Origin of the sequence: Enterobacter cloacae complex sp. SHL018, assembly GCF_049237905.1 — a bacterium.
Taxonomy (GTDB): domain Bacteria; phylum Pseudomonadota; class Gammaproteobacteria; order Enterobacterales; family Enterobacteriaceae; genus Enterobacter; species Enterobacter hormaechei_C.
This window is the reverse complement of record NZ_JBMKJE010000002.1, coordinates 544085-570719: the sequence shown is the minus strand read 5'-3', so window position 1 is coordinate 570719 and position 26635 is coordinate 544085. Positions and strand designations below refer to the sequence as shown.

Genomic DNA, 26635 nt, shown 5'->3' with positions numbered 1-26635 from the left:
ATTTTTTATTTCTCCGGCATCGCCTCAAACACCAGCGTTTCCAGCGGTTGCAGCGTAATCACCACAGCGTTTTTATACTCCTCTGGTACGGTCGAATTACTGCCGTACACGGCTTTCAGGGTAAACTGCGAACGCTCTCCTGCCGGGATCTCAAAATCTTTGGTTAAATCCAGGAAGTAACGTTGCGGCTTATCCGATGGGTTGCGTAAGCCAAAAATCGCTTTGTCTTTACTCCATGAGGCCCAGCCGTAAACCTCAAGCGAAGTTGGGTCACCGCCAATCCAGTGAGTATCCACCAGCACGCTGGCATTCTCACGCGACCATTTCGCCGCCTGCGCCAGGGTATCCCACTTCGCCTTATTCAGCATGGACGGCGTAATGTACAGCTCCTGAAGCTGAGTTCCGGTTGCGAAGTAGCTCCAGACCTGATCGGCAAAATCGCTGTCTGTTTGCACTTTCTCGAGTCCATAGTAAGCGTTCTCTGCGCTGACGATCCCGTGGTACATCAGTGAGTTCAGCGGGAACAGCGGACCTTTACGCACGATGGATCGCCAGGTTTCGGCATCGCGGTAGGTCATCCACTGCTGCACTGGCGTGCCGGGGCCGTACAGGTTGATATCATCGCCCTGACGCCAGATTGAATCAGCATAGAACAGCCAGGACGGGCTGGCGTCGGTGCCGGTGGTCAGGTTGATAAACAGGTTCGGATTTGCGCTGCGCATGTTGTGCAGCAGGGCAATGGACGCGTCAAAATCCGATGCAAATGGGCTGCCCTTGATATGCGAATTGGCGTTACCCATTCCGTCGAGCTTGAACGAGGTAATATGCTCGTTTTTGATCAGCTTGATGATCTGATCGTTAAAGTTTTTAAAATAGTTCGGCCCCGACAGCGCCAGCTTGCCGTCTACGGTTTCGAAACCATACTCTTTTGCATGCGAGACGCGAATATCGCGCGGCTTGTTGTATCCGCCCCACGGAGAAAGCCACAGCCCAACCGAGCTATGCAGGCTGTCGGCTTTTTCCCTGACTTTGCCAAAACCGTTGCTGAATGCCGGGCCAAACAGCCAGCGTCCGGTGCGATCGTCCCAGCCATCGTCCAGCAGGAACGCGTCCAGCGCCACCCCGCGTCCGGCAATAAATTCTTTATTCCATTCGTCCATCCGCCCAATGACATCCTGCTCGGAGTAAGGGGTAAAGAAGCCGATGTCCATCCAGCTGTTGTAGTGCAGGTAAGGCTTATAAGGCCGCGGACGCACGGCATCGATAAACTGGTTTACGCTGCGGCGCAGCTGATTAGTTTCCGGGAAAGTGCCGAACCAGGTGGTAAAACTAACCGGTGTCTCAGGCAGAATTGGCGTTTTCAGCTCCACGTTGAGGTTCGTGGTGGCTTCATAAGCGTAAGTATTCACAATCGGTTTGTCTGGCAGGATGAAGAACGAGTCGGCCACGATTGGCGAGCTGTTAATCGCCCCGTCAACGTAAGGTGCCTGAGACTGCTTCTTCGTCGGGAAGAAGGTAATTTTCGCTACGTCCCGCGGCTGCCCGACGGCGGCGATGGTGTAGCCAATGCTGGCGTATTTTCCCTTCACCAGGTTCAGTTTCACCGTTACGATAAAATCCGGATGCGTAAAGTCGATGACTATCGCATTGTCCTGCTTTTCGACGTGCTTGATTTTGAAATCAGCGGTGTGGATTTTTGTTTCATCCGGTAGCGTCAGAAAGAACAACTCCTGGGGCGTGAGCGGATGGTTAGCTTTGCTGTCCGTTACCACTACCGTTGCGTTTGCATCATCAAACGAAAGGGCAATATTGTCGTTACTGAGCGCGTAGTTTGCTGCCGCCGCACCATGAGAAACACAGAGAGTCAGCAGCGAGAGAGTGAGCATTTTTTTCATCGGGGTAAGATCCTTATCAGTAATGCTTCAGCATTCGGTTGATGGACTGTTCCAGCCAGTAGCGCTGGGTGCCGAAGTTAATACGCAGGTAGTTTTCGCCGTTTTGTACGTAGTGGCTGCCATCTTCAATGACCACGCCAGCCTGTTTTGCGAAATGTTGAGTTAGCGCCGTCGCACTGCGATCGTCCGCACTGACGTCTATCCAGGCGAGATACGACGACTCCGGGTTCATCATCTTCCATGCAGGGAAATGGGTCTGAATGGCATCCGCAAGGTAGCGGGCATTGCCGCGCAGATAACCATTCAGCGCGTCGAGCCATGGCAGACCTTGCTGATAAGCCAGAATAATTCCCCACACGCCGAAGATATTGGGCGAGGTAATGGAGTTCTTCTCCAGCTGCTGGCGGAAACGCTGGCGCAGCGAATCGTCTGGAATCATTGAGTAGGATGTTTTTAGCCCGCCAAGGTTGAAGGCTTTATTGGGGGAGGTCAGCACAATCAGGTTGTCCTGGGCGGCACAGCCCGAAGTCAGACAACTGACGAATGTACCGTCCAGAATGTGCTCGGCGTGAACCTCATCAACCACCAGAATCGTGCCGTAGCGCTTACAGAGATCGGACACCTGACGTATCTCATCCGCGCGCCAGATTCGGCCCGAGGGGTTATGCGGCGAGCAGAAGAACCACAGTTTTGGACGGTGAGTTTTGAGCTGAACTTCAATCAGATTAAAATCCAGCTGATAGCGGTTTTCCTTCACGCTCAGCGGATTTGCAAGCACCCGCACGCCCTGTCGCTGTGTCGCCATCGCAAACGGGTCATACACCGGGGTGTTCATCATCACGCAGTCGCCGGGTTTGCAGAACGCCTGAACCGTATAGTGCAGCGTGGAAACGGTGCCGTAGGTCAGGGTGATCCATGACTTATGCACCTCAACCTGATGACGGGTGCGCTGGAAGGCGATGACCGCATCGTAGAATTCGTCGAAGCACCAGGTGTAACCGAAGGTGCCATGCTCCACGATGCGCTGGAAGCCTTCAATCACAGCGGGTGGCGAGGTGAAATCCATGTCTGCTATCCACAGCGGGATAAATCCCTCCGGGACATCACCGAAACGCGAGCACACATACGTATGATCCCATTTACGGCATTTATCGCTTTTACGCTCAATGATTCTGTCGAAATCAAACACAACGACCCCCTGTTAAATTAAGGCTTCAATGCCGGATTTGACGCTCTGCACCTGCGGACCGATGATCACCTGAACGCTGTGGGCATCAAGCACCACTACTGACAAGGCGCCCGCGGCCTTCAGCGCCTGCTGGTCGATAAGCCCCATATCTTTTACCACCAGACGTAAGCGGGTAATGCAGTTGTCGAGCGACTCAATATTCTCTTTACCGCCAAGCGCGCGAAGAATAAGCCCATGATCGTATTTCGATTTTCCACGTGCCCGGGTATTGGCTTCCACCGCCTGGAGCGCACCCTGCGCGTCAACCTCACGGCCCGGCGTTTTAATATCGTGCCTGAGGATGTACCAGCGGAAGACGAAGAAGTAGATAGCAAACCAGGCAATACCCACCGGGAACAGCAGATACCATTTGGTCGACATCCCCTGCATGACGCCGAAGATCAGCAGATCCAGAATGCCGCCGTCGGTGTTGCCGATGGTGACGCCGAGCAGCGCCATCACCATCAGCGCCAGGCCAGACATAACGATATGAAACGCGTAAAGCACAGGGGCAATAAACAGGAACAGGAACTCAATCGGCTCTGAAATACCCGTGACAACTGAAACCAGCACGCCTGAAAGCAGCAGCCCTTTAATCACCGGACGGTTTTCCGGGCGCGCGGTGCGGTAGATAGCGTAAGCCACGGCAGGCAGGCCGAAGATAAAGGTCGGCATAAACCCTTGCGATAAAAATGCCGTAACGTGCGGACTAAACGGCAGGCCAGCTTTCAGCTCGGCGTAGAAAATGTTCAGCGCACCGGCCACTTCCTGGCCGTTAACCATCTCAATGCCGCCCGCCGGGGTGAAGCGCACCATCGCCAGCAGGATGTGGTGCAGGCCAAAAGGTTTGAGCAGCAGTACGCCTACGCCATACAGGAATGGCCCAAAGACGCTGGTGCTCTGGATGATATGACCAATCCCGGCAATGCCCATTGCCACATATTCCCACAGCAGGGGGATAAACAAGCCGACCAGCGACAGGGTGAGGGCGGTAATGATGGGCACAAAACGAATGCCGCTAAAGAAGGCAAACGCGTCGTGCAGCACCGTGTCCTGGAAACGTTCGTGCAGGAAGTAGGTGATCACCCCTACCACAATGCCGCCGAGCACGCCCATCTCCAGCGTTTGAATGCCAAGCACAATGGATTGTCCCACCTGTCTCATGGTGGCGGCATCCGCAAGCTGGTGGGTGGCGGTCAGGTAGTAGTTGATGCTCATGTTCATCAGCATGTAGCCAACGAATCCGGCAAAAGCGCCCACCGCTTTATTACGTCTGGCAAGGCCCATCGGGATCGCCATGGCAAACATCAGCGGCAGATAGGTAAAAGCAAAGCCGCCGACCATGGCGATAAAACCAAAGGTGAGCTGCGTTAACTCGCCGCCCAGAAAGGGAAAACTTTTGATGGTGGAAGGGCTGGTGACAGAACTACCGATACCTAACAACAACCCCATAAAGGCCAACAGTGAGACCGGGAACATAAACGTCTTTCCCAGGCTCTGGAAAAACTCCCACGCTTTCGATTTAAACGACTTTTCCTGTGTCATGTAGGGACTCCTCGGATTTTTAGGATAATGGAAGGCGCTGTCCGGCTTAAGGACGCGCCTTCATATTTGCGAGGCTTATAGTTATTTTTTTAGGTACTAACGTTATGCGCGATGGGTTCAGGCTTCAGTCGCAAGCAGCAGCCGGTTCGCCGAGCCGCAAACGGTGATTTTGCTTCTGACCACCTCTTTCATGGCATCCATGCCGACGCGCATGTAGAAGCGCGGATCGTTGCCCTGTGGGTTCTCGGCAAACCAGGCTTTGACTGCGTCAGAGAAGGCGATTTTCAGCTCTGTTGCGACGTTAACTTTGCAGACGCCCAGCTCAATGGTGCGGCGCACATCCTCATCCGGCACATCACTCGCACCGTGCAGCACCAGCGGCACTGTCACTACCTCGCGGATCTCGGCCAGCCGCTGGAAGTCGATTTTTGGGCGTTTGGTATAAAGACCGTGCGCGGTACCGATGGCAACGGCGAGGCTGTCCACGCCTGTTAGTTCGACAAAGCGTTTTGCTTCCTGCGGGTCGGTCAGGAACGCGCTTTCGGCGTCGACGCTCATGTCATCTTCCACTCCGCCCAGTCGGCCCAGTTCGGCCTCGACGCTACAGTCGTTGAGGTGGCAGAAATCGACGACCGATTTCACCAGCTTGACGTTTTGTTCGAAGGGGTAATGGCTACCGTCGATCATTGCGCTACGTACGCCGGCATGGACTTTGCGGCGAATGTCGTCCAGCGATTCGTGGTGATCGAGGTGTAGCGCCAGCGGCATGTCATAAGTCAGAGAATATGCGCTGCACAAGGCGTAGATCTCTTCCAGCGCAATATGTTTAAACGTCCCCGGCGTACCCGCGAGGATCACCGGCGATCGCATTTCGCTACAGACTTCGAGGATCGCCTGGATCGTCTCGGCGTTATGGATGTTAAAGGCCGGAACGGCATAGCCCTTCGCCTGTGCGTCCTGCAAAAGATATTTGGTAGAAATAATACTCATGAGCCTGTCCTCTTAAGCCTGCCACGGATGAATAACGACGCCCTGGACCACACGGTTAACCGTACCGCTGGCGGATGGCGTATCCGGCGTATTGCCAACGTGCAGAGACTGGGTCAGTGCGAAGACCTGGGCGTACATCAGGAAGCAGAACGCCTGCTCCATATCGTTAAATGAACGGGAAGGCGGCAGCAGGATATGCGGGCCAGCTTCAATGACCGGATCCGTTTCGGCTGCAATGGCTACCACGCGCATGGCCTGACGATCGCGTCGCAGTTCGGCGAGCAGATCCCGATCGTACTGACGCGTATACGGATGGCTGGAGACAAACACGACGACCAGCGTTTCGTTGTCCACCAGCGACTTAGGCCCGTGACGGAAACCCGTTGGCGAATCGTAGAATGCCGCCAGCTTGCCGGCGGTCAGCTCCAGCACCTTCAGCGCAGACTCCCGTGCGGCGCCCTGTAATCCACCGCTGCCCAGATAAACAATGCGTTTCCACGGTTCGTTACCAAAGACGCCGGGACTGAAATCGCCAAGCGATGTGAGGATCGCCTGACAGCGATCGGACACGTCGCGGAACGTTTTGCTGTTGATCGTTTCCGGTGCGAATACCGCCAGGCAGCTCGCCATCATGGTGGTGATGCTGCTTGTCATCGCGAACCCGCGATCGTGCGTTTCGGCTGGCATGAGCAGAGCGCAGGCGTTATCGCTGTCGACGGCATTCTGGTACAGGCTGCCTGCTTCATTACAGGTGATCGACAGGTGGTAGCACTCCGGTACAAACTGATTCGCCAGCTCAACGGCGGCGACGCTCTCCGGGCTATTGCCTGAACGGGCGAAAGAGACCAGCAGCAGCGGGTGCGAAGGGCTGAAATAATCCATCGGGTTGGTGACCAGATCGGTCGTAGGTATCGCGGTGATGTTTTTCCCCGTGTGGCTGGCAAGCCATGGCGCAATGATGTCGCCGATAAAAGCAGACGTACCCGCGCCGGTCAGAACGATCCGCAGATCGGGCTTGCGCAACAGTGGCGTCAGAAAACTGTCGATCGACGCGCGCAGATTATCAATATTGTTGAGCGAGCGAAGCCAGCTGGCTGGCTGCTGGCGGATCTCTTTTTCGGTCCAGGTGCCGGTGGTGGCGATAGTGGTTTGTGGCATAACTCAGTCCTTAGTCGTGTGAATTCCACATCAGACGCTGGCAAATGTGTCGCTATCTTTCGTTTCGTTTCACTTGTTCACTTTAGCAGTTGAAGAAAATCTATAGAAAAGAAATCGAAAGTTCAATGGCGAAAAAGAAATAAAACGAAAAGTGTGATCGCGAAAGGAAAGGCGAAAATCAAGGAAAGGAAAAGAAAGGCCTTACGATCGTCTTCCGTAAGGCCAACAGGGCACACTGTGAAGGGGCTACAGGGAAAGAGCCTGACCCTGGATCCAGATCTGCCGGAGGTGTAAACCCGCATCCAGCGCAAGAACATTGGCGCGTTTGCCTGGCGCTAACGTTCCCAGCAGGTGATCCATACCGAGCAGACGAGCAGGATGCAGCGAGGCCATATGGATTGCGTTTTCTGGGGCGATCCCCGTATGCTCCACCATATTTCGCACGGCGGCATCCAGCGCGAGCGTGCTGCCCGCCAGCCCGCCTGAGGCCGTGCGGACAACGCCGCCCTGCATCTCGACATTTTCACCACACAACGTATAGCGCCCATCAGGCATACCCGCCGCCTGCATGGCATCGGTAATCAGCACCGTACGATCCTTCGCGCAGCAACAACATAGCCGCATGGCTCCAGGATGAACGTGATGCCCGTCGGCAATAAGCTCCAGCCACGCGCGTGGGTCCGTAAGCCCGGCGCCAACCATGCCGGGCTCCCGGTGGTGTAACCCCGTCATGCCGTTGTAGCAGTGCACCAGCCCGGCTGCGCCTGCATCAAATGCGGCCAGGGTTTGCGCGTATGTAGCGGCGCTGTGGCCCAGCATGACGCGTATCCCTTTTTGCTTGAGGTGATGGATCGCCTTCAGGGCATCCACTTTTTCCGGAGCAAGCGCCACCACCCGCAGCGTGTTCTGCGAAACCGCAATCAGCTCATCAAGTTCCGCGAGATCCAGTTCGCGAAACAGTTCTGGCGGGTGCGCCCCTTTGTTCTGCGGTGTAAAGTACGGGCCTTCCAGATAGCTGCCCAGGATCTGCGCGCCGGGGCCACCGGCATGACAGCGCCGGGCAATGCGCCGTAACGCGCCATAGATCGCCTCCAGCGGAGCGGTGACGGTGGTAGGCAGAAACGCCCCCACGCCTTCACGCGCTTTGTGCATGGCTAACCGGTCCAGCACGTCGGGCGCATCATCCATCACATCCACACCCGCGCCGCCGTGGACGTGGATATCAATGTATGCCGGGCAAAGCAGGTCTGCCTCGCGGGTATTAACCCCTGCTGGAATCGGCTCGATGGCGGTGATGACGCCTCTATCCATACGCAGCTGATGGTCATCCAGCCAGCCCTGCCCGGTAAGCAGACGACGCGCGCGCAGCAGTTGCCTCATATCCCTTCCTCGGCGGGCGCTTCCTCGCGACAGCGTGCAAGTTCATCCACCAGGCTGGTCAGGCCGCGATGGCCGCACTCCAGCGCCTGCAAACGAAAGGCTTCACTGCTTAATCCGTCGCGCTCCAGAACCATCTCCAGCAAAAGCTGGAGATTGGTGCCGGTGATCACTTCGCTGCCGGGGCGCTGCATCGCGAGGGTAGAGGCCACACGAAACGGCGTACCGCCGAGAAGATCGGTAAGAAACACGATATCGTGCTCTGCATCCAGTTCATTCACTGCCTGCTCAAGCTGCGCGGTCAGCCGCGCAGTGGTGGAGCTTTCCGGAAAATCGATGGCGATAAACTGCGGCTGTTCGCCGAGGATTTGCTTCATCGCCTGTTCCAGCCCGCTGGCAAAACCGCCGTGACCCGTCAAAATAATGCCTAACATCGCAACCTCTTTGCTTATTACAGGAAGTGACAGAATTTACCGACAACGCCCAGCACCACGGTGATACCAATCAGGCGCAGCGGGCTCCAGCCACGGCGTACCAGCCAGAACATGGTCAGGGTATAGACCAGTGGCAGAAAGGCGGGCATCAGTTTGTCGATCACATCGGTTTGCAGTTTGACGACCGCATCCCCGGCTTTAATCTCGAGTGTGGTATTCAGGCGCACATAGGTTGCCACCAGCGCACCAATCACTGTCATCCCGACAATGGACGCAGCATGACCAACCTTTTTGGTGTTGGCCTTGATCAGCGGGATCGCGGCGACACCCATTCGGTAGGCATAGTGCGCCAGACCAAAACGCAGGCCGAGATGCACCACGTTAAACAGCACGATAAAGACCACCGCGCCAAGAATGGATCCCTGTAGCGCCAGGCTGGCGCCAATCCCCCCGCAGATGGGCAGCAGGGTCAGCCAGAACATGGCGTCACCAATGCCACCGAGCGGTGCGCCGACGGCAATTTTAGTGCTCTGGATGCTGTTCACATCCTGCTTGGAACGCTCCATTGCCAGAATAATGCCGATGACGAAGGTCACCAGGAACGGGTGGGTGTTAAAGAAACCCATATGGCCTTTCATGGCGCGCGCCAGGTCCCGCTTATTGGTGTGGATCTTTTTCAGCGCGGGCAGTAGCCCATACAGCCAGCCGGAGGCCTGCATACGCTCGTAGTTAAACGAGGCCTGTAGCAGCATGGAACGCCAGGCGACACGGTTAATATCCTTTTTCGTTAGCTCAGCGCCAATACTCTGGTCTTCGTAGACGTTTTCATTCACGCCGGTCAGCAGTGTCTCTTCACTTTCAGACACGCCCGGCAGGGTGGTGTGATTAGATGCCATCTTCAAATTCCTCTTTCTGGGCCGCAGGCGCCGTGGGTTCAGGCGATTTGCGCAGCAGGTCGATCAGCGCCATCGCCAGCGCAGCCGCGGCAATCGCCAGCACCGGGAGTTTCAGCCAGGCCGCGGCGACAAAGCCGATAATGAAGTAAGGGATGTAAACGTTTTTCATCATGATCTTCAGCAGCACGGCGAAGCCGATCGCTGGCATGATGCCGCCCGCGACGCCGAGACCGTCGATCAGACGTTCCGGCAGCACGTCAATGGCGGTTTTCGCATGTTCAGCCCCGAAGTAGATGGGCAGAAACGCGCACAGGAAGTAGAAGACGCCGAGCGCCAGCAGTGCCAGATAGTTGACCCGTTCAATACCACGGGTGTCTGCGTTAGCCGCCATGCGATCGCAACGGGACATCACGCCGGACATCACCGAGAAGAGGAAAGTGATCCCCATCTGAACCGCCACGGCAAACGGCATGGCGACCCCAACGGCGACATCCGGCTTCACGCCTGTAGTAATGGCAAATGTGGTGCCAACGATGGTGCCGATAATCACGTTTGGCGGCTGCGCGCCCGCCAGCGGCGCGAGTCCCATCCAGACCAGTTCTAACGTACCGCCGGTCAGAATTCCGGTGTGCAAATCGCCCAGAATCAGGCCAACCAGTGGCCCGAGCACCACTGGACGGTGCATGTGTGTTAAGCCGTTAAACATATCCAGGCCCGCTATAAAGGCGAGAAGCCCCAGCGCGAAAGCCTGCAACAGACTGATTTCCATTGTGAATCCCTCAGAGCAGTTTAAAGAGATCCAAAGCAGTCTCTGTTGGAACGCCCTGAACGAAGCATTCCACTCCGGCCGCCTTCAGGCCGTTAAACGCGGCGATATCGTTCGCGTCTACAGATACCGTTTTGGCAATTTGCTGTTTGCCACTGGCGTAATGCATATTTCCGACGTTAATACGGGTGATGGGCACGCCGCCCTCGACCAGCGTTAAAAAATCAGCCGGTATTTTACAGACCAGCAGAATTTTCTGCCGGTCGGCGGCGCGATGAATGTTGTCGATCACTTTTTGCAGGGACCAGAAACGCACGGCGATGCCTTCCGCAAGCACCATCTCCATCAGGTTTTGCTGAACCGGATCGTCTGCAACCTCGTCATTTGCCACCAGCACCAGGTTCGCCCCCGCAAACCCCACCCACTGTACGCCCACCTGACCGTGGATCAGGCGTTCATCAATGCGGCATAAGACAATGTTTGGCATAGCGTTTTCCTCTTTTTAATTATGCGTGTTGAGTCGTTACGCCTTCGCAGGCGGCATGGTACTGCTGGAGTATGTCCTGAATGTGGTCGAGGATGAGTTCCCGTGGTGTGGACCTGAGAGCGCCATCGCGAACTTTGCTGTACTGCAACGGCAGATACTGGCTGATCAGCGGCAGCGGGATCGGTTCATCCGCCAGGTTGCGTACCAGCCGCTCAAAGGCGTCGTCAATCTGGCTGTCTGGCCAGTAATAGCGCACGCGGTCGGAATAGCTGTAACCGCGCGCCAGGCGACGGGCATTGCCGTCGCCGTGATAGTGGCTTTGCCAGTATTCCGGGCGATCGAGCATCACGTTTTCCAGGACGTGACGCAGCCCTGAGCAGGCTTTTGCCGGCAGCAGCTCTTCTTCAATTGCTGCCAGTGAGAACAGCGCTTCGCGCAGCGCGAAGGTTAGCGCAGGGCCGACTTTCAGAATGGCGAAGTGATCTTTCACCAACTGGCGCAGCGCCTGCGGCGTCTGGTAATCGGTAGAGTGTGCTTCAAATACAAGCGTGTCGTAGGCTTCAACCATCTCGCTCAGCGCGACGGCTTTATGCGGTTGATAGTCACAAACCTGCGCATGGTCGAACTCAACGCCAGGCTGAACCACCAGGCCAATAATGCGCGGCCAGATGTCGCTTAACCCTTCCTTCTCGAATGCGTGGCGGTGTGCCTCAAGCGTGGCGCGTGCCGCCTCTGGCGTGGTGACCTCAAGCTCGGTCAGCGTCTCGTGTGCCCCACCGGGAACCGGAACTTCCGTGCCGATAACGTAGACCAGATCGGCTACGCCAAATTGCTCGAGACAGGTGGTTTCGGCAATTTTAGCCAGCCGAGCGGCACGCCCGGCAACGATTGCATCGGTTAACGGAACCGGGTCGTCTTCGCAGGACATGCTGCAATCGAGGTGAATTTTTTTAAATCCGGCCGCCACGTAGCTTCTGATCAGATCGTCGGCGTTCGCCATCGCCTGCGAAGCCGGCAGGTTTTGCCAGCGGTTTGGACCTAAATGATCGCCGCCAAGGATCAGCTGCGAGGTGGGGAAACCAAGAGATCCCGCCAGCTTGCAGACAAACCCATAAAAATCGGCGGGCGTCATACCGGTATAACCGCCAAACTGATCCACCTGGTTTGAGGTGGCTTCTATCAGCAGGGGCGTCTGTTGTGAATGGGCGTAACGTAGTGCAGCTTCAAGTACCAGTGGATGTGCGGAACAGACGGCATAAATCCCGTTTGTATTCCCCCGTTTATGTTGTTCCACCATTTCTGTCAGATGTTTCACTTTCCTCTCCATTTCGGATGGTGTTGGTATTCATCTTTCGTTTTGTTTCATTTGATACTGCATTATGGTGAGGTAAAAATAAAACGAAAGATAATAGTTTTCCGATCTGTTTCACAAAAGAAACATAATGAAAGGTTTCAGCGGCGATTAAGCTTGCGTCCGCACACCATACAGGGCTTGCATTCCCTCAAAAGAAAGGCGTTAATAAGCAAAACGAAATGAAACGAAAGTGTATTTACTAAGGAGCTCGTATGAGCAGCACCGATTCGTCCGCAGAGAAGCGCATCACCGGCACCAGTGAAAGGCGAGAGCAGATCATTCAGCGGTTGCGGGCGCAGGGAAGCGTGCAGGTTAACGATCTTTCTCTTTTATTCGGCGTGTCGACGGTGACGATCCGTAACGATCTGGCCTTTCTGGAAAAGCAGGGGATTGCCGTTCGCGCTTACGGCGGCGCGCTGATTTGCGAAGGCAATGCCCCCGGCGTGGAGCCGTCCGTTGAGGACAAAAGTTCCCTTAATACGGCAGTGAAGCGCAGCATCGCGCAGGCGGCGGCTGAACTGGTGAAGCCGGGTCACCGCATTATTCTGGACTCCGGCACCACAACCTTTGAAATTGCCCGCATGCTGCGCCAGCACACCGATGTCATTGCCATGACCAACGGGATGAACGTGGCAAACGCGCTGCTGGAAGCGGAGGGCGTAGAGCTGCTGATGACCGGCGGGCACTTGCGCCGTCAGTCGCAGTCCTTCTACGGCGACCAGGCGGAGCAGTCCTTACAGAATTACCATTTTGACCTGCTGTTCCTGGGTGTCGATGCCATCGATCTCGACCGGGGGGTGAGTACGCATAACGAGGATGAAGCCCGTCTGAACCGCAAAATGTGCGAGGTGGCGGAGCGTATTATCGTTGTCACGGACTCCAGCAAGTTTAATCGTTCAAGCCTGCATAAAATTATTGATACCCAGCGGATCGACATGATTATCGTTGATGAAGGCATTCCGGCGGAAAGCCTTGAAGGATTACGCAAAAGCGGGATCGATGTGGTGCTGGTCTAAAGGGGCTTTTCCCCTCTCCCCATAGGGAGAGGGTCCCCCAGTAATTTGAAAGCAAACGCTATAACGTTGCCTCAGAATAACTGAGGGCTTTCAGCGATGCCTCGGTCCGGCTGTAAATCGCTGAGGCGTTTCCTGTAGGCCGGGGCGAGGCGCAGGGATGCGCCGAGAGGGCGGGCTTTACAGGGATGTTACCTCCGCCCGTCCCCGATAAGCCGGAAGGAATAAGCCGAAGGCACCGCGAAGCGGCGATTTACCGCTGGAAGCCCGGGTCGCCAGGGTGGTGGCGACTGAGCCACCCTGGCACGTTCACCGGTCATGTCGTGACAGAGTAGCAAGGAACATAAAGTGAACGGAATGACCACCAGAGCCGTATGTTCCCCCTCACCCCAGCCCTCTCCCTCAAGGGAGAGGGGGCCGTCTGTGCAGGCATTATTTTGTGGGGAACCCTCAGCTCCATAGGGGAGAGGGGACTGCCCGGTGCGGTTTTTTACCCTCTCCCCGGTGGGGAGAGGGCAGGGTGAGGGGCCATCAGGTCACCGGAGCCGGGTTAAACACCGCCAGCGAGTTATGCAATCCCCATTGATCGGAGAAGGTTTTCTTCCGCCCGCTTGCCACATCCAGAATGAAGTGGAACAGCTTCCAGCCCACTTCTTCAATACTCTCTTCCCCGGTGGCGATGGTGCCCGCGTTGATATCCATTAAGTCATACCAGCGGTTTGCCAGCTCGGTGCGGGTCGCCATTTTGATCACCGGTACCGCCATCAGGCCGTACGGCGTGCCGCGCCCGGTGGTAAAGACCTGTACCGTAATGCCGGACGCCACCTGCTGGGTACCGCACACGAAATCACTGGCAGGCGTTGCCGCGTAGATCAGACCGCGTTTGGTTGGTCGCTGGCCAGGGGAGAGCACTTCCACAATCGCGCTCTGGCCGGATTTGGCAATCGACCCGAGGGCCTTTTCCACCACGTTGGCCAGACCGCCTTTCTTGTTACCCGGAGACGGGTTGGCGCTGCGGTCGGTTTTGCCCATGTCGAGATAGTTATCGTACCAGGCCATCTCCTCCAGCAGGCGTTTGCCCACCTCTTCGTTGACGGCGCGCGGCGTGAGCAGGTGGATAGCATCACGTACTTCGGTGACTTCGGAGAACATCACCGTGGCGCCGCAGCGCACGAACAGATCGGAGGCATAACCGACTGCCGGGTTGGCGGTGACGCCGGAAAACGCATCGCTGCCGCCACACTGTGTCCCAACGACCAGTTCAGAGGCCGGGCAGGTTTCACGCTGGCGTTTGTTCAGCTTCTCCAGATGGTGCTCTGCCACCTGTAAAATGTCGTCGACCATCGATCTGAAGCCGACATGGTGTTCATCCTGAAGTCGCACAACACTGGCATCGTCAACCGGAATGGCTTTCACATCCTCAGTACCCTGCAACAGGCGTTCTGGCTGCAATTTTTCACAGCCGAGACCAATCACCATGACCTCACCGCCAAAGTTTGGGTTAAGGGCGATATTGTGAATCGTGCGGATCGGCACGACCGCTGCGGGCGCGTTGATCGCCACGCCGCAGCCGTACAGGTGGTTAAGACCCACCACGCCGTCAACGTTGGGGTATTTCGGCAACAGATCGCGCTCAATAATTTTCACCACATAATCCACTACGCCCGCCACGCAATGCACGCTGGTGGTGATGCCAAGCAGGTTTTTGGTTCCCACGCTGCCATCCGCGTTGCGGTAACCCTCGAAGGTATAACCCTCCAGCGGAGGCAACGGCTCAGGGACGCGGGTAGCCAGCGGCAACGACTCCAGCGGCGGGGCGGTGGGCAGCTCAACCAGCGACTCCTCAATCCAGCTACCCTGCGGGATAGCGCGCACCGCATAGCCGATGACTTCGCCGTAGCGCACGATTTCGCCCTGCGCCGGGATATCGACCAGTGCGACTTTATGCCCCTGCGGAATGTGCTCAATCAGCTCCAGGCCATCCGGAAAGCGGGTGCCAGCTTTTAAGCCATTGTCGTTGACAATAATCGCCACGTTATCGGTATCGTGCACTTTTATATAGAACGCCGTCGGCGACGCCTGTCGAATTTCAATATCGGCCATTGTTCACTCTTCTCCAGCAAAATATCTGATACTAAATATAGCCAGATGGTTAATTGTTTCTTATTGAGGAAATAAAGAATGCCAGGAGAGGAAAGGTGAGAATGTGATCGCGATCGCTCCCGAACCACTAATCGTTGATTCTGTGCATCAGCGCCCACTGTGTTGGGCATATGCTCAAAATAGCGTGCCACTCCCGTTGGATAATTGAGCATTGATACAATGTGCTGCCGGGTGGTGACGATTATACTGAATGACGATTTTATAACGCCAAAATTCAGTCAGGAAAATAAATATAACGCTGACGCTGAGTCGGAATAAATAAGAAAAGCTACTGGCTAAAACTGCGGAATTAAAAAAGGTATAAGTAATGAGTAACGACATCTTCCCGAATAAATTTAAAGCGGCCCTCGCGGCGCACCAGATTCAGATTGGCTGCTGGTCTGCGCTGGCCAACCCCATCAGCACCGAAGTGCTGGGCCTGGCCGGGTTCGACTGGCTGGTGCTGGACGGCGAACATGCGCCAAACGATATCAACACGTTTATTCCGCAGCTGATGGCGCTGAAAGGCAGCCACAGCGCGCCGGTGGTGCGTGTGCCCACCAACGAGCCGGTGATCATCAAGCGTCTGCTGGATGTCGGCTTCTACAACTTCCTGATCCCGTTTGTTGAAACGGAAGAAGAAGCGGTGCTGGCCGTGGCGGCGACCCGCTATCCACCGGAAGGGATCCGCGGCGTGTCCGTCTCGCACCGCGCCAACATGTTTGGCACCGTGCCGGACTATTTCGCTCAGTCCAACAAGAACATCACCATTCTGGTTCAGATCGAGAGCCAGCAGGGGGTCGATAACGTCGACGCTATTGCCGCGACGGAGGGGGTAGACGGCATTTTCGTCGGCCCGAGCGATCTGGCGGCCGCCTTTGGTCATCTGGGCAACGCCAGCCATCCGGACGTGCAGCGCGCAATTCAGCACATTTTTGCCCGTGCCAAAGCGCACGGTAAACCGTGCGGCATTCTGGCGCCAGTGGAAGCCGATGCCCGCCGCTACCTGGAGTGGGGCGCAACGTTTGTCGCCGTCGGCAGCGATCTCGGCGTATTCCGCGCCGCCACGCAGAAATTAGCGGACGCTTTTAAAAAATAACCATCATTGAGGAAACAGATTATGACGCTGAAAGTGGGTTTTATTGGCCTGGGTATCATGGGCAAACCAATGAGCAAAAACCTCATCAAAGCAGGTTACTCACTGGTGGTTTTAGATCGTAATTCAGACGCGGTGGCAGAGGTGATTGCGGCTGGCGCAGAAACGGCGACAACCGCAAAAGCGATTGCTGAGCAGTGCGACGTGATTATCACCATGCTGCCAAACTCCCCGCACGTGAAAGAGGTGGCGCTGGGTGAGAACGGCATTATCGACGGCGCGAAGCCGGGTCTGGTGGTGATCGACATGAGTTCTATCGCACCGCTGGCAAGCCGCGAAATCAGCGAGGCGCTGAAAGTGAAAGGCGTGGAAATGCTGGATGCGCCGGTCAGCGGCGGCGAACCGAAAGCCATCGACGGCACCCTGTCGGTGATGGTGGGGGGCGATAAAGCTGTGTTCGACAAATACTACGACCTGATGAAAGCCATGGCTGGCTCCGTGGTGCACACCGGTGAAATTGGTGCAGGCAACGTCACCAAGCTGGCAAACCAGGTGATTGTGGCGTTGAACATCGCGGCCATGTCCGAAGCGCTGACGCTGGCCACCAAAGCGGGCGTTAATCCGGATCTGGTCTATCAGGCCATTCGCGGTGGTCTGGCGGGCAGCACCGTGCTGGATGCCAAGGCGCCGATGGTGATGGATCGTAACTTCAGGCCGGGTTTCCGCATCGATCTGCACATTAAGGATCTGGCGAATGCGCTGGATACCTCCCACGGCGTGGGCGCGCAGCTGCCGCTGACTGCCGCCGTCATGGAGATGATGCAGGCGCTGCGTGCGGACGGTCTGGGCACCGCCGATCACAGCGCGTTAGCGTGCTATTACGAAAAACTGGCGAAGGTTGAAATTGCTCGCTAATGACGTCCCGCCCGGTGGCGTTACGCTTACCGGGCCTACGGCTCAGGCATACAACTATGAAAATCGTAATCGCGCCAGACTCTTATAAAGAAAGCCTGTCTGCCACCGAGGTGGCGCAGGCGATAGAAAAAGGATTTCGGGAAATTTTCCCCGATGCTCATTACGTGTCTGTTCCCGTTGCTGACGGCGGAGAAGGTACGGTTGAAGCGATGATCGCTGCGACGCAGGGCACCTGGCAGCAGGCTGTCGTCACCGGCCCGTTAGGGGAAAAGGTGAAGGCCAGTTGGGGGATCTCGGGCGACGGTACCACCGCGTTTATCGAGATGGCCGCCGCCAGCGGCCTGGTGCTTGTTCCTCCCGCGCAGCGTAACCCGCTGGTCACGACGTCGCGCGGGACGGGGGAGCTGATCCTCAGCGCGCTGGATAAAGGCGCGCGCAACATCATTATCGGTATCGGCGGGAGCGCAACCAACGATGGGGGCGCGGGTATGATGCAGGCGCTGGGCGCGAAGTTTACGGATGCGAACGGGACGGAGATCGGCTACGGCGGCGGCAGCCTGATGGCGCTTAACCGGATTGATATTTCCGATCTCGATCCGCGTCTTCAGGGATGCGCAATCCGCGTCGCCTGTGACGTGACGAATCCGCTGGTCGGTGAAAGCGGCGCGTCGCGTATCTTTGGCCCGCAAAAAGGCGCCACGGAGGAGATGATCCTCGAACTCGACGCCAATCTTAGCCACTACGCCGGGGTGATCAAAAAATCGCTGCGCATTGACGTCAACCGGGTTCCGGGGGCTGGCGCCGCGGGCGGCATGGGCGCAGCGCTGATGGCCTTCCTGGGCGCTGAGCTGAAAAGCGGCATCGAGATTGTCACTCAGGCGCTCAATCTTGAAGAACATATTCACGACTGCACGTGGGTGCTGACCGGGGAAGGGCGCATCGACAGCCAGAGCATTAATGGCAAAGTGCCCGTCGGTGTGGCGAGCGTCGCCAAAAAATACCATAAGCCGGTGATCGGGATTGCCGGAAGTCTGACGCAGGATGTGGGTGTGGTGCATCAGTACGGCATCGACGCGGTGTTCAGCGTACTGACCCGCATCGGTTCACTGGAAGAGGCGTTCCAGGGAGCGTATGACAACATTTACCGCGCCTCGCGGAATATCGCGGCCACATTGCAGGTAGGCATGCGTAGCCAGGGGTGACAGCGGCGCGCAAACCCTCTATACTGCGCGCCGAAGCTGACCAGACAGTCGCCGCTTCGTCGTCGTCCCTTTCGGGGGAGACGGGCGGAGGGGAGGAAAGTCCGGGCTCCACAGGGCAGGGTGCCAGGTAACGCCTGGGGGGGAAACCCACGACCAGTGCAACAGAGAGCAAACCGCCGATGGCCCGCGCAAGCGGGATCAGGTAAGGGTGAAAGGGTGCGGTAAGAGCGCACCGCGCGGCTGGTAACAGTCCGTGGCACGGTAAACTCCACCCGGAGCAAGGCCAAATAGGGGTTCACATGGTACGGCCCGTACTGAACCCGGGTAGGCTGCTTGAGCCAGTGAGCGATTGCTGGCCTAGATGAATGACTGTCCACGACAGAACCCGGCTTATCGGTCAGCTTCAACTTCTTACGAAACCCCGCTTCGGCGGGGTTTTTGCTTTCAGAAGGTTGCAGGCCGGGTAAGCGAAGCGCCAAACGACATCAATTCTCAATTTTGCGATGCTAAGCACATTTCACTATTTGCCTGACTGTGTGTTCCTCTCATCTGCTGCGCATGATCGTAATCACAAAATTTAACGCTATAAAATTAGAAAATTTTAGTGTTGATAAGATGTTGTAAATGTTTAGTCAGTGATGCCGAATGTTATTCATTTGATAATTTAATATTGAATCTAAAAACATTCTTCTGGTGAATGTGTGATATATCCCACTCTTTAACCGGAAAGTGAATAAATATTCCTGGTAAAGTTGATAAACCACAAAAATGTTTTAAAGGAATAATGGTGTTTTATTAACCTTTAATTGCCTGAAAGATAGCCTTTATTAATATTTTTAAGGCAAAAAAATTCACGCTGGTTATTGCCATAAAATAAATTTATTACCGCGTTTTTTATTGATCAATATCAGCGTAAATGCGTATTTTTATTGTGATAAGTATTTGATTTATAAAGACATAAATAGATTTCTGGTGCGATTGAAAACAGAGCGTCCTGGCAAATTGTGAGTAACAGCACATACCCCCTGAAACAATATTGGGTAGAATCCGCTGCGTCATAGGGAAATAAGCGCAGAATATTATGAATACTATTATTCTACCGAAAACACAGCACCTCGTGGTATTTCAGGAAGTCATCAAAAGTGGCTCCATAGGTTCTGCTGCAAGACAACTGGGGCTGACGCAACCTGCCGTCAGCAAAATCATCAGCGACATCGAATCCTACTTTGGGGTGGAAGTGATGGTGCGTAAGAACACCGGCGTAAAACTCACTGCCGCCGGTCAGGTGCTGCTGTCCTACGCTGAGTCGATCACCCGCGAAATGAAAAACATGGTGAGCGAGATTAACAGCCTCAGTTTCAGTACCGTCATGGACGTCTCTTTTGGCTATCCGTCGCTGATTGGCTTCACCTTCCTGTCCGGGATGATCAAAAAATTCAAGGAAGTGTTCCCGAAAGCGCGCGTCTCAATGTATGAAGCGCAGCTCTCTTCATTCCTGCCCGCCATTCGCGATGGCCGGCTGGATTTCGCCATCGGCACGCTGAGCGACGGGATGCAGCTTCAGGATCTTCACGTTGAGCCACTGTTTGAATCCGAGTTTGTGCTGGTGGCGAGTAAATCACGAACGTGCACCGGCCCGACCAGACTGGCATCGCTCACGCACGAGCAGTGGGTGATGCCGCAAACCGATATGGGCTACTACAACGAACTCCTGACCACCCTGCAAGACAACCACATAAGCATTGAAAACATCGTCCAGACCGATTCCGTCGTCACCATCTATAACCTTGTCCTCAATGCCGATTACCTGACGGTGATCCCCCGTGACATGATTGCGCCATTCGGCTCGGACCAGTTTATTGTTCTGCCGGTGGAAGATGAATTACCCGTGGCGCGTTATGCCGCCGTGTGGTCAAAAAATTACAGTATTAAAAAATCGGCGTCAGTATTAGTTGAACTGGCAAAACAATATTCGTCGATGAATATCGAAAAACGACGATAGAAATAATGATGATTTAAAACACCCGGAGCGACGCTTTTTAACGCTCTGATACCCTGACTTTGCCTGAAAACAATGAATTATTATAACGAGGATATTATGCACATTACTTATGATCTCCCGGTGACCATTGAAGATATTCAGGACGCCAGAAAAAGACTGGCGGGAAAGATCTATAAAACCGGTATGCCGCGCTCGAATTATCTGAGCGAACGGTGTAAGGGTGAGATATTCCTGAAATTTGAAAATATGCAGCGTACCGGTTCGTTTAAAATACGTGGGGCATTTAATAAATTAAGCTCGCTGACTGATGCGGAAAAACGCAAGGGCGTGGTGGCCTGTTCCGCAGGGAACCACGCGCAGGGGGTCTCTCTCTCCTGCGCCATGCTCGGCATCGACGGCAAAGTGGTCATGCCGATGGGCGCGCCGAAATCCAAGGTTGCCGCCACGCGCGACTACTCCGCCGAAGTGGTGCTGCACGGCGAAAACTTTAACGACACCATCGCCAAAGTGAGCGAAATCGTCGAGATGGAAGGGCGCATTTTTATCCCGCCTTACGACGATCCGAAAGTCATTGCCGGCCAGGGCACCATCGGCCTGGAAATCCTCGAAGATTTATATGACGTGGATAACGTGATTGTCCCCATCGGCGGCGGCGGTTTAATTGCCGGTATTGCGACAGCAATTAAATCCATCAACCCAACTATCAATATTATCGGCGTGCAGTCTGAAAATGTGCACGGAATGGCCGCATCGTATCAGGCCGGAGAAATAACCAGTCATCGTGTTACCGGCACATTAGCTGACGGCTGCGACGTGTCTCGCCCAGGTAATTTAACCTTCGAAATTGTTCGTGAATTAGTCGATGACATTGTGCTGGTCAGTGAAGACGAGATTCGCAACAGCATGATCGCGCTTATTCAGCGAAATAAGGTGGTCACGGAAGGTGCCGGTGCGCTGGCGTGCGCGGCGTTATTAAGCGGCAAGCTGGACCACTATATTCAGGGCCGAAAAACCGTCTGCATTATTTCCGGCGGCAATATCGATCTCTCCCGTGTTTCCCAAATTACCGGCTTCGTTGACGCATAAAGGATGACTTATGAGCAACACAGAAAGCATTATCGTTGGCCAGACTAAAACGTCCACCTGGCGTAAATCGGATACTACCTGGACGCTCGGCCTGTTTGGTACAGCCATTGGCGCAGGCGTGCTGTTCTTCCCTATCCGTGCAGGCTTTGGCGGCCTGATCCCTATCCTGCTGATGCTGGTACTCGCGTTTCCGATTGCGTTTTACTGCCACCGCGCGCTGGCGCGTCTGTGTTTGTCCGGCAGTAACGTCTCCGGCAACATCACCGAAACGGTGGAGGAACATTTTGGTAAGACCGGCGGGGTGGTGATCACCTTCCTCTACTTCTTTGCCATTTGCCCGCTGCTGTGGATTTACGGCGTCACCATTACCAACACCTTTATGACCTTCTGGGAAAACCAGCTCCAGATGCCCGCCCTGAACCGCGGCGTGGTGGCGCTGTTCCTGCTGCTGCTGATGGCTTTTGTTATCTGGTTCGGTAAAGACCTGATGGTGAAAGTGATGAGCTACCTTGTGTTCCCGTTCATCGCCAGCCTGGTGTTGATTTCTCTCTCGCTGATCCCGTACTGGAACTCGGCGGTGATCGACCAGGTTAACCTGAGCGATATCGCCTTCACCGGTCATGACGGCATTCTGGTCACGGTATGGCTGGGGATCTCCATCATGGTCTTCTCCTTCAACTTCTCGCCTATCGTCTCCTCGTTTGTGGTCTCCAAACGCGAAGAGTACGAACCGGAGTTCGGGAAAGAGTTTACCGAGCAGAAATGTTCCAAAATCATTGGTCGCGCCAGCCTGCTGATGGTGGCGGTGGTGATGTTCTTCGCCTTTAGCTGCCTGTTTACGCTCTCTCCGCAGAACATGGCGGACGCCAAAGCGCAGAACATTCCGGTGCTCTCTTACCTGGCGAACCACTTCGCGTCGATGTCAGGCAGTAAATCCACGTTCGCCACGGTGCTGGAATACGGCGCCTCCATCATCGCGCTGGTCGCTATCTTTAAATCCTTCTTCGGCCACTATCTGGGCACGCTGGAGGGGCTGAACGGTCTGATCCTCAAGTTCGGTTACAAGGGCGACAAGAAGAAAGTCTCCGTGGGCAAGCTGAACACCATCAGCATGGTCTTCATCATGGGCTCCACCTGGATTGTGGCCTACGCCAACCCGAACATCCTGGACCTTATTGAAGCCATGGGTGCGCCAATTATCGCCTCTCTGCTGTGCCTGCTGCCGATGTACGCCATCCGCAAGGCGCCTGCGCTGGCGAAATACAAAGGCCGGACCGAGAACATCTTCGTAACCGTGGTCGGACTGCTGACCATTCTGAACATCGTGTACAAACTGTTTTAAACCAAAGCTCAGGAAGAGCGGAGCCATACCATGATTGAGTTTCCGGTAGTACTGGTCATTAACTGCGGATCGTCCTCTGTTAAGTTCTCGGTGCTGGACGCCGCAGGCTGCGATGCCCTGATGACGGGCATTGCGGACGGCATCAACACAGAAAAAGCCTTTATTTCCGTGAATGGGGGTGAGCCGGTCAGACTGGCTCACCAGGACTACGAAGGGGCGCTGGCCGCCATCGCCCTGGAGCTGGAGAAACGCAACCTGATGGTCAGCGTGGCCTTGATTGGCCATCGCATTGCCCACGGCGGCGACCTCTTCAGCGAGTCGACCCTGATCACGGAAGAGGTGATGGCGCAGATCCGCGAGGTCTCCCCGCTGGCGCCGCTGCATAACTACGCCAACCTGAGCGGCGTGGAAGCCGCCGGGCGCCTGTTCCCCGGCGTGCAGCAGGTGGCGGTATTTGATACCAGCTTCCACCAGACCATGGCGCCGCAGGCGTATCTGTACGGCTTGCCGTACCGCTATTTTGAAGAGCTGGGCGTGCGCCGCTACGGTTTCCACGGCACCTCTCACCGCTACGTGTCGGCGCAGGCGCACGCGCTTCTCGGGCTCTCTCCCGATGACAGCGGCCTGGTGATTGCCCATCTCGGCAACGGGGCGTCCATCTGCGCGGTGCGTAACGGCGTAAGCGTGGACACGTCCATGGGGATGACGCCGCTTGAAGGACTGGTGATGGGCACGCGCTGCGGCGACGTGGATTTTGGCGCGATGGCGTGGATTGCCCGGCAGACCGGCCAGTCGTTCGAGGATCTGGAGCGCGTGGTCAACAAAGAGTCCGGGCTGCTGGGGATCTCTGGCATCTCCTCCGATTTGCGCGCGCTGGAGAAAGCCTGGCATGACGGCAACGAGCGGGCGCGGCTGGCAATAAAGACCTTTGTCCACCGGATTGCGCGACATATCGCCGGTCATGCCGCGTCCCTGCACCGTCTGGATGGCGTGGTGTTTACCGGCGGGATCGGTGAGAACTCCGTGCTTATCCGCGCGCTGGTGGTGGACCACCTGAAGGTGTTTGGCATCATCCTCGACGAGTCCAAAAATGCCCTGCCGGGCAGCGCGGGCGAGCGCGTGATCTCCACCGAGTCGTCCCGCGCGGCCTGCGCGGTGATCCCTACCAATGAAGAAAAAATGATCGCACTGGACGCCCTCCGTCTTGGGAAGGTTACTCCGGCTGCGGCTTACGGCTGATAAAGCGAGAGTCTGATGAAAGTAACAATCGATACGGGCGTCGCGCCTTACAGCGACGCATGGGCCGGGTTTCGCGGTGAAGAATGGAAAAACGCCATTAACGTGCGCGATTTTATTCAGCATAACTACACCCCTTATGAAGGCGATGAAGCTTTCCTCGCGCAGGCGACGCCAGCAACGACGGCGCTGTGGCAGAAGGTGATGGTCGGCATTCGTCAGGAGAATGCTACTCACGCCCCGGTGGATTTTGACACCAACATCGCCACTACTATTACCGCGCACGGGCCGGGCTATATTGATCAGGAGCTGGAGACGATCGTTGGCCTGCAAACCGACAAGCCGCTCAAGCGCGCCCTGCATCCGTACGGCGGGATCAACATGATCCGCAGCTCGTTCGAAGCCTACGGTCGCGAGATGGATCCGCAGTTTGAATATCTCTTCACAGACCTGCGCAAAACCCACAACCAGGGCGTGTTTGACGTTTACTCCCCGGAGATGATGCGCTGCCGCAAATCGGGGGTGCTGACCGGTCTGCCGGACGGCTACGGGCGCGGACGCATCATCGGCGACTACCGTCGCGTGGCGCTGTACGGCATCAGCTATCTGGTGCGCGAGCGTGAACTTCAGTTCGCCGATCTCCAGGGGAAACTGGAGCGCGGAGAAGATCTGGAGGCCACGATCCGCCTGCGCGAGGAGCTGGCGGAGCATAAACGTGCGTTGCTCCAGATCCAGCAGATGGCGGCGAACTATGGCTTTGATATTTCACGTCCGGCGATGAATGCGCAGGAAGCGGTGCAGTGGGTCTACTTTGCCTACCTTGCCGCAGTGAAATCCCAGAACGGCGGGGCGATGTCGCTGGGGCGCACGGCCTCGTTCCTCGATATCTACATTGAACGCGACATGCAGGCAGGAAGGCTGAATGAGGTGCAGGCCCAGGAGCTGATCGACCACTTCATCATGAAGATCCGCATGGTGCGCTTCCTGCGCACGCCGGAGTTCGACACGCTCTTCTCCGGCGATCCGATCTGGGCCACGGAAGTGATTGGCGGCATGGGGCTGGATGGCCGTACGCTGGTGACCAAAAACAGCTTCCGCTACCTGCATACCCTGCACACCATGGGGCCTGCGCCGGAGCCAAACCTGACGATCCTCTGGTCCGAACAACTGCCGATCGCGTTCAAGAAATACGCCGCGCAGGTGTCGATCGTCACCTCCTCGCTGCAATACGAGAACGACGATCTGATGCGCGCCGACTTCAACAGCGACGACTACGCCATTGCCTGCTGCGTCAGCCCGATGGTGATCGGCAAGCAGATGCAGTTCTTCGGCGCACGCGCCAACCTGGCGAAAACGCTGCTGTATGCAATCAACGGCGGGGTGGATGAGAAGCTGAAGATCCAGGTGGGGCCGAAAACCGAGCCGCTGCTGGATGAGGTACTGGATTACGACACCGTAATGGCGAGCCTCGATCACTTCATGGACTGGCTGGCGGTGCAGTACATCAGCGCGCTGAATCTCATTCACTATATGCATGATAAATACAGCTACGAAGCCTCGCTGATGGCGCTGCACGACCGGGACGTCTACCGCACCATGGCCTGCGGCATTGCCGGGCTGTCGGTGGCGGCGGATTCCCTGTCGGCCATCAAATACGCCACGGTAAAACCGGTGCGCGACCACACTGGTCTGGCGGTCGATTTCGTCATCGAAGGCGACTATCCGCAGTACGGCAACAACGACGATCGCGTGGACAGTATCGCCTGCGATCTGGTTGAGCGCTTTATGAAGAAAATCCAGGCGCTGCCGACGTACCGCAACGCGGTACCGACGCAGTCGATCCTTACCATCACCTCCAACGTGGTTTACGGGCAGAAGACCGGCAACACGCCGGACGGACGTCGCGGCGGCACGCCGTTTGCGCCTGGCGCCAACCCGATGCACGGGCGCGACAGAAAAGGGGCGGTGGCGTCGTTAACCTCGGTCGCCAAGCTGCCGTTCACCTACGCCAAAGACGGGATCTCCTACACCTTCTCCATCGTGCCGCAGGCACTGGGCAAGGACGAGCCGGTGCGCAAAACCAACCTTGTCGGGCTGCTGGACGGATACTTCCACCACGAAGCGACCATTGAGGGCGGGCAACACCTGAACGTCAACGTGATGAACCGGGAGATGCTGCTGGATGCCGTCGCCCATCCGGAGAACTATCCGAACCTGACGATCCGCGTTTCAGGTTATGCGGTGCGGTTTAACGCCCTGACGCGCGAGCAGCAGCAGGACGTGATTTCGAGGACGTTTACGCAGGCGATGTAATACAGGCTTCATCTTCAGCCTCCTCAAATGGGGAGGCTTTTAATTTTGTGAACGTCGTCAATTTTAGAAAACTTACTCTCCTTTTTGCTATCCCGAAGTAATATTATTCTCTCGCTTTAGAAAATCCCTATAAAAGTTGTGACTTTTTTCTCCCGCGC

21 protein-coding genes and 1 other RNA gene are annotated in these 26635 nt (G+C 56.0%); 10 read left to right on the top strand and 12 right to left on the bottom strand.

Annotated features, from left to right (window positions below; genetic code table 11):
* Window positions 1-5 precede the first annotated feature (5 nt).
* From ACOTY5_RS12525 to kbaZ, 11 genes are all read right to left on the bottom strand, one after another.
* Window positions 6-1895 carry a hypothetical protein gene (locus ACOTY5_RS12525; RefSeq protein ID WP_015571963.1) on the bottom strand — a complete coding sequence of 630 codons (1890 nt, stop codon included), beginning with the start codon at window positions 1893-1895 and terminating at the stop codon, window positions 6-8.
* A gap of 16 nt (window positions 1896-1911) precedes the next feature.
* Entirely contained in the window at window positions 1912-3084 is a 1173-nt protein-coding gene (locus ACOTY5_RS12520; RefSeq protein WP_045141569.1) for a MalY/PatB family protein, read from the bottom strand.
* Window positions 3085-3096: 12 nt separating this feature from the next.
* Window positions 3097-4668, bottom strand: a complete 1572-nt coding sequence (gene malX / locus ACOTY5_RS12515) for a maltose/glucose-specific PTS transporter subunit IIBC (protein WP_017382443.1) — start codon at window positions 4666-4668, stop codon at window positions 3097-3099.
* A gap of 117 nt (window positions 4669-4785) precedes the next feature.
* Window positions 4786-5658 carry a tagatose-bisphosphate aldolase subunit KbaY gene (gene kbaY / locus ACOTY5_RS12510; RefSeq protein WP_032672044.1) on the bottom strand — a complete coding sequence of 291 codons (873 nt, stop codon included), beginning with the start codon at window positions 5656-5658 and terminating at the stop codon, window positions 4786-4788.
* A gap of 12 nt (window positions 5659-5670) precedes the next feature.
* Window positions 5671-6816 (bottom strand): SIS domain-containing protein, encoded by a 1146-nt coding sequence (locus tag ACOTY5_RS12505; protein WP_015571960.1) that lies wholly within the window; start codon window positions 6814-6816, stop codon window positions 5671-5673.
* A gap of 246 nt (window positions 6817-7062) precedes the next feature.
* Window positions 7063-8196 carry an N-acetylglucosamine-6-phosphate deacetylase gene (gene nagA / locus ACOTY5_RS12500; RefSeq protein ID WP_045141567.1) on the bottom strand — a complete coding sequence of 378 codons (1134 nt, stop codon included), beginning with the start codon at window positions 8194-8196 and terminating at the stop codon, window positions 7063-7065.
* Window positions 8193-8627 carry a PTS galactosamine/N-acetylgalactosamine transporter subunit IIA gene (gene agaF, locus ACOTY5_RS12495; protein ID WP_017382441.1) on the bottom strand — a complete coding sequence of 145 codons (435 nt, stop codon included), beginning with the start codon at window positions 8625-8627 and terminating at the stop codon, window positions 8193-8195. The genes nagA and agaF overlap by 4 nt, the downstream gene beginning before the upstream one ends.
* Before the next feature lie 17 nt (window positions 8628-8644).
* Entirely contained in the window at window positions 8645-9523 is an 879-nt protein-coding gene (gene agaE / locus ACOTY5_RS12490) for a PTS N-acetylgalactosamine transporter subunit IID (protein WP_017693933.1), read from the bottom strand.
* The gene (gene agaW, locus ACOTY5_RS12485) at window positions 9513-10292 is read right to left on the bottom strand and encodes a PTS N-acetylgalactosamine transporter subunit IIC (protein ID WP_045141566.1); all 780 of its coding nucleotides are present in this window, start codon (window positions 10290-10292) and stop codon (window positions 9513-9515) included. The genes agaE and agaW overlap by 11 nt, the downstream gene beginning before the upstream one ends.
* 10 nt (window positions 10293-10302) lie before the next feature.
* The gene (gene agaV / locus ACOTY5_RS12480; protein WP_045141565.1) at window positions 10303-10776 is read right to left on the bottom strand and encodes a PTS N-acetylgalactosamine transporter subunit IIB; all 474 of its coding nucleotides are present in this window, start codon (window positions 10774-10776) and stop codon (window positions 10303-10305) included.
* A 19-nt stretch (window positions 10777-10795) separates the two neighbouring features.
* Entirely contained in the window at window positions 10796-12103 is a 1308-nt protein-coding gene (gene kbaZ / locus ACOTY5_RS12475) for a tagatose-bisphosphate aldolase subunit KbaZ (RefSeq protein ID WP_032649636.1), read from the bottom strand.
* 239 nt (window positions 12104-12342) lie between these two features.
* Here kbaZ and ACOTY5_RS12470 point away from each other — a divergent pair, with 239 nt between their 5' ends.
* A complete protein-coding gene (locus tag ACOTY5_RS12470) occupies window positions 12343-13146 on the top strand; it encodes a DeoR family transcriptional regulator (RefSeq protein WP_017693937.1) in 804 nt (267 codons plus the stop codon).
* Window positions 13147-13674: 528 nt separating this feature from the next.
* Here the strand turns inward: ACOTY5_RS12470 and garD are convergent.
* Window positions 13675-15246, bottom strand: coding sequence for a galactarate dehydratase (gene garD / locus ACOTY5_RS12465; protein ID WP_015571957.1), 1572 nt, complete (start codon window positions 15244-15246; stop codon window positions 13675-13677).
* Between the two features lie 367 nt (window positions 15247-15613).
* Between garD and garL the strand changes: the two genes are divergently transcribed.
* The 9 genes from garL to pflB all read left to right on the top strand — a co-directional run bounded on the left by garL (window position 15614) and on the right by pflB (window position 26477).
* Window positions 15614-16384, top strand: a complete 771-nt coding sequence (gene garL / locus ACOTY5_RS12460) for a 2-dehydro-3-deoxyglucarate aldolase (RefSeq protein ID WP_045141564.1) — start codon at window positions 15614-15616, stop codon at window positions 16382-16384.
* Window positions 16385-16405: 21 nt separating this feature from the next.
* Window positions 16406-17296, top strand: a complete 891-nt coding sequence (gene garR / locus ACOTY5_RS12455; RefSeq protein ID WP_015571956.1) for a 2-hydroxy-3-oxopropionate reductase — start codon at window positions 16406-16408, stop codon at window positions 17294-17296.
* A gap of 56 nt (window positions 17297-17352) precedes the next feature.
* Window positions 17353-18498 carry a glycerate 2-kinase gene (gene garK, locus ACOTY5_RS12450; protein WP_015571955.1) on the top strand — a complete coding sequence of 382 codons (1146 nt, stop codon included), beginning with the start codon at window positions 17353-17355 and terminating at the stop codon, window positions 18496-18498.
* Between the two features lie 32 nt (window positions 18499-18530).
* Window positions 18531-18907, top strand: an RNA gene (gene rnpB, locus ACOTY5_RS12445) — RNase P RNA component class A.
* 672 nt (window positions 18908-19579) lie between these two features.
* A complete protein-coding gene (tdcA, locus tag ACOTY5_RS12440) occupies window positions 19580-20500 on the top strand; it encodes a transcriptional regulator TdcA (RefSeq protein ID WP_006812085.1) in 921 nt (306 codons plus the stop codon).
* Between the two features lie 96 nt (window positions 20501-20596).
* Window positions 20597-21586: a bifunctional threonine ammonia-lyase/L-serine ammonia-lyase TdcB gene (tdcB, locus tag ACOTY5_RS12435; RefSeq protein WP_023304478.1), complete on the top strand. Its 990-nt coding sequence runs from the start codon at window positions 20597-20599 to the stop codon at window positions 21584-21586.
* 10 nt (window positions 21587-21596) lie between these two features.
* Window positions 21597-22928 carry a threonine/serine transporter TdcC gene (gene tdcC, locus ACOTY5_RS12430; protein WP_006812083.1) on the top strand — a complete coding sequence of 444 codons (1332 nt, stop codon included), beginning with the start codon at window positions 21597-21599 and terminating at the stop codon, window positions 22926-22928.
* 30 nt (window positions 22929-22958) lie between these two features.
* Complete coding sequence (gene tdcD, locus ACOTY5_RS12425; RefSeq protein ID WP_045141792.1) at window positions 22959-24167, top strand: propionate kinase; 1209 nt, start codon at window positions 22959-22961, stop codon at window positions 24165-24167.
* Window positions 24168-24182: 15 nt separating this feature from the next.
* On the top strand, window positions 24183-26477 hold the full coding sequence (gene pflB, locus ACOTY5_RS12420) for a formate C-acetyltransferase (protein ID WP_017693941.1): 2295 nt from the start codon (window positions 24183-24185) through the stop codon (window positions 26475-26477).
* Window positions 26478-26635 lie beyond the last annotated feature (158 nt).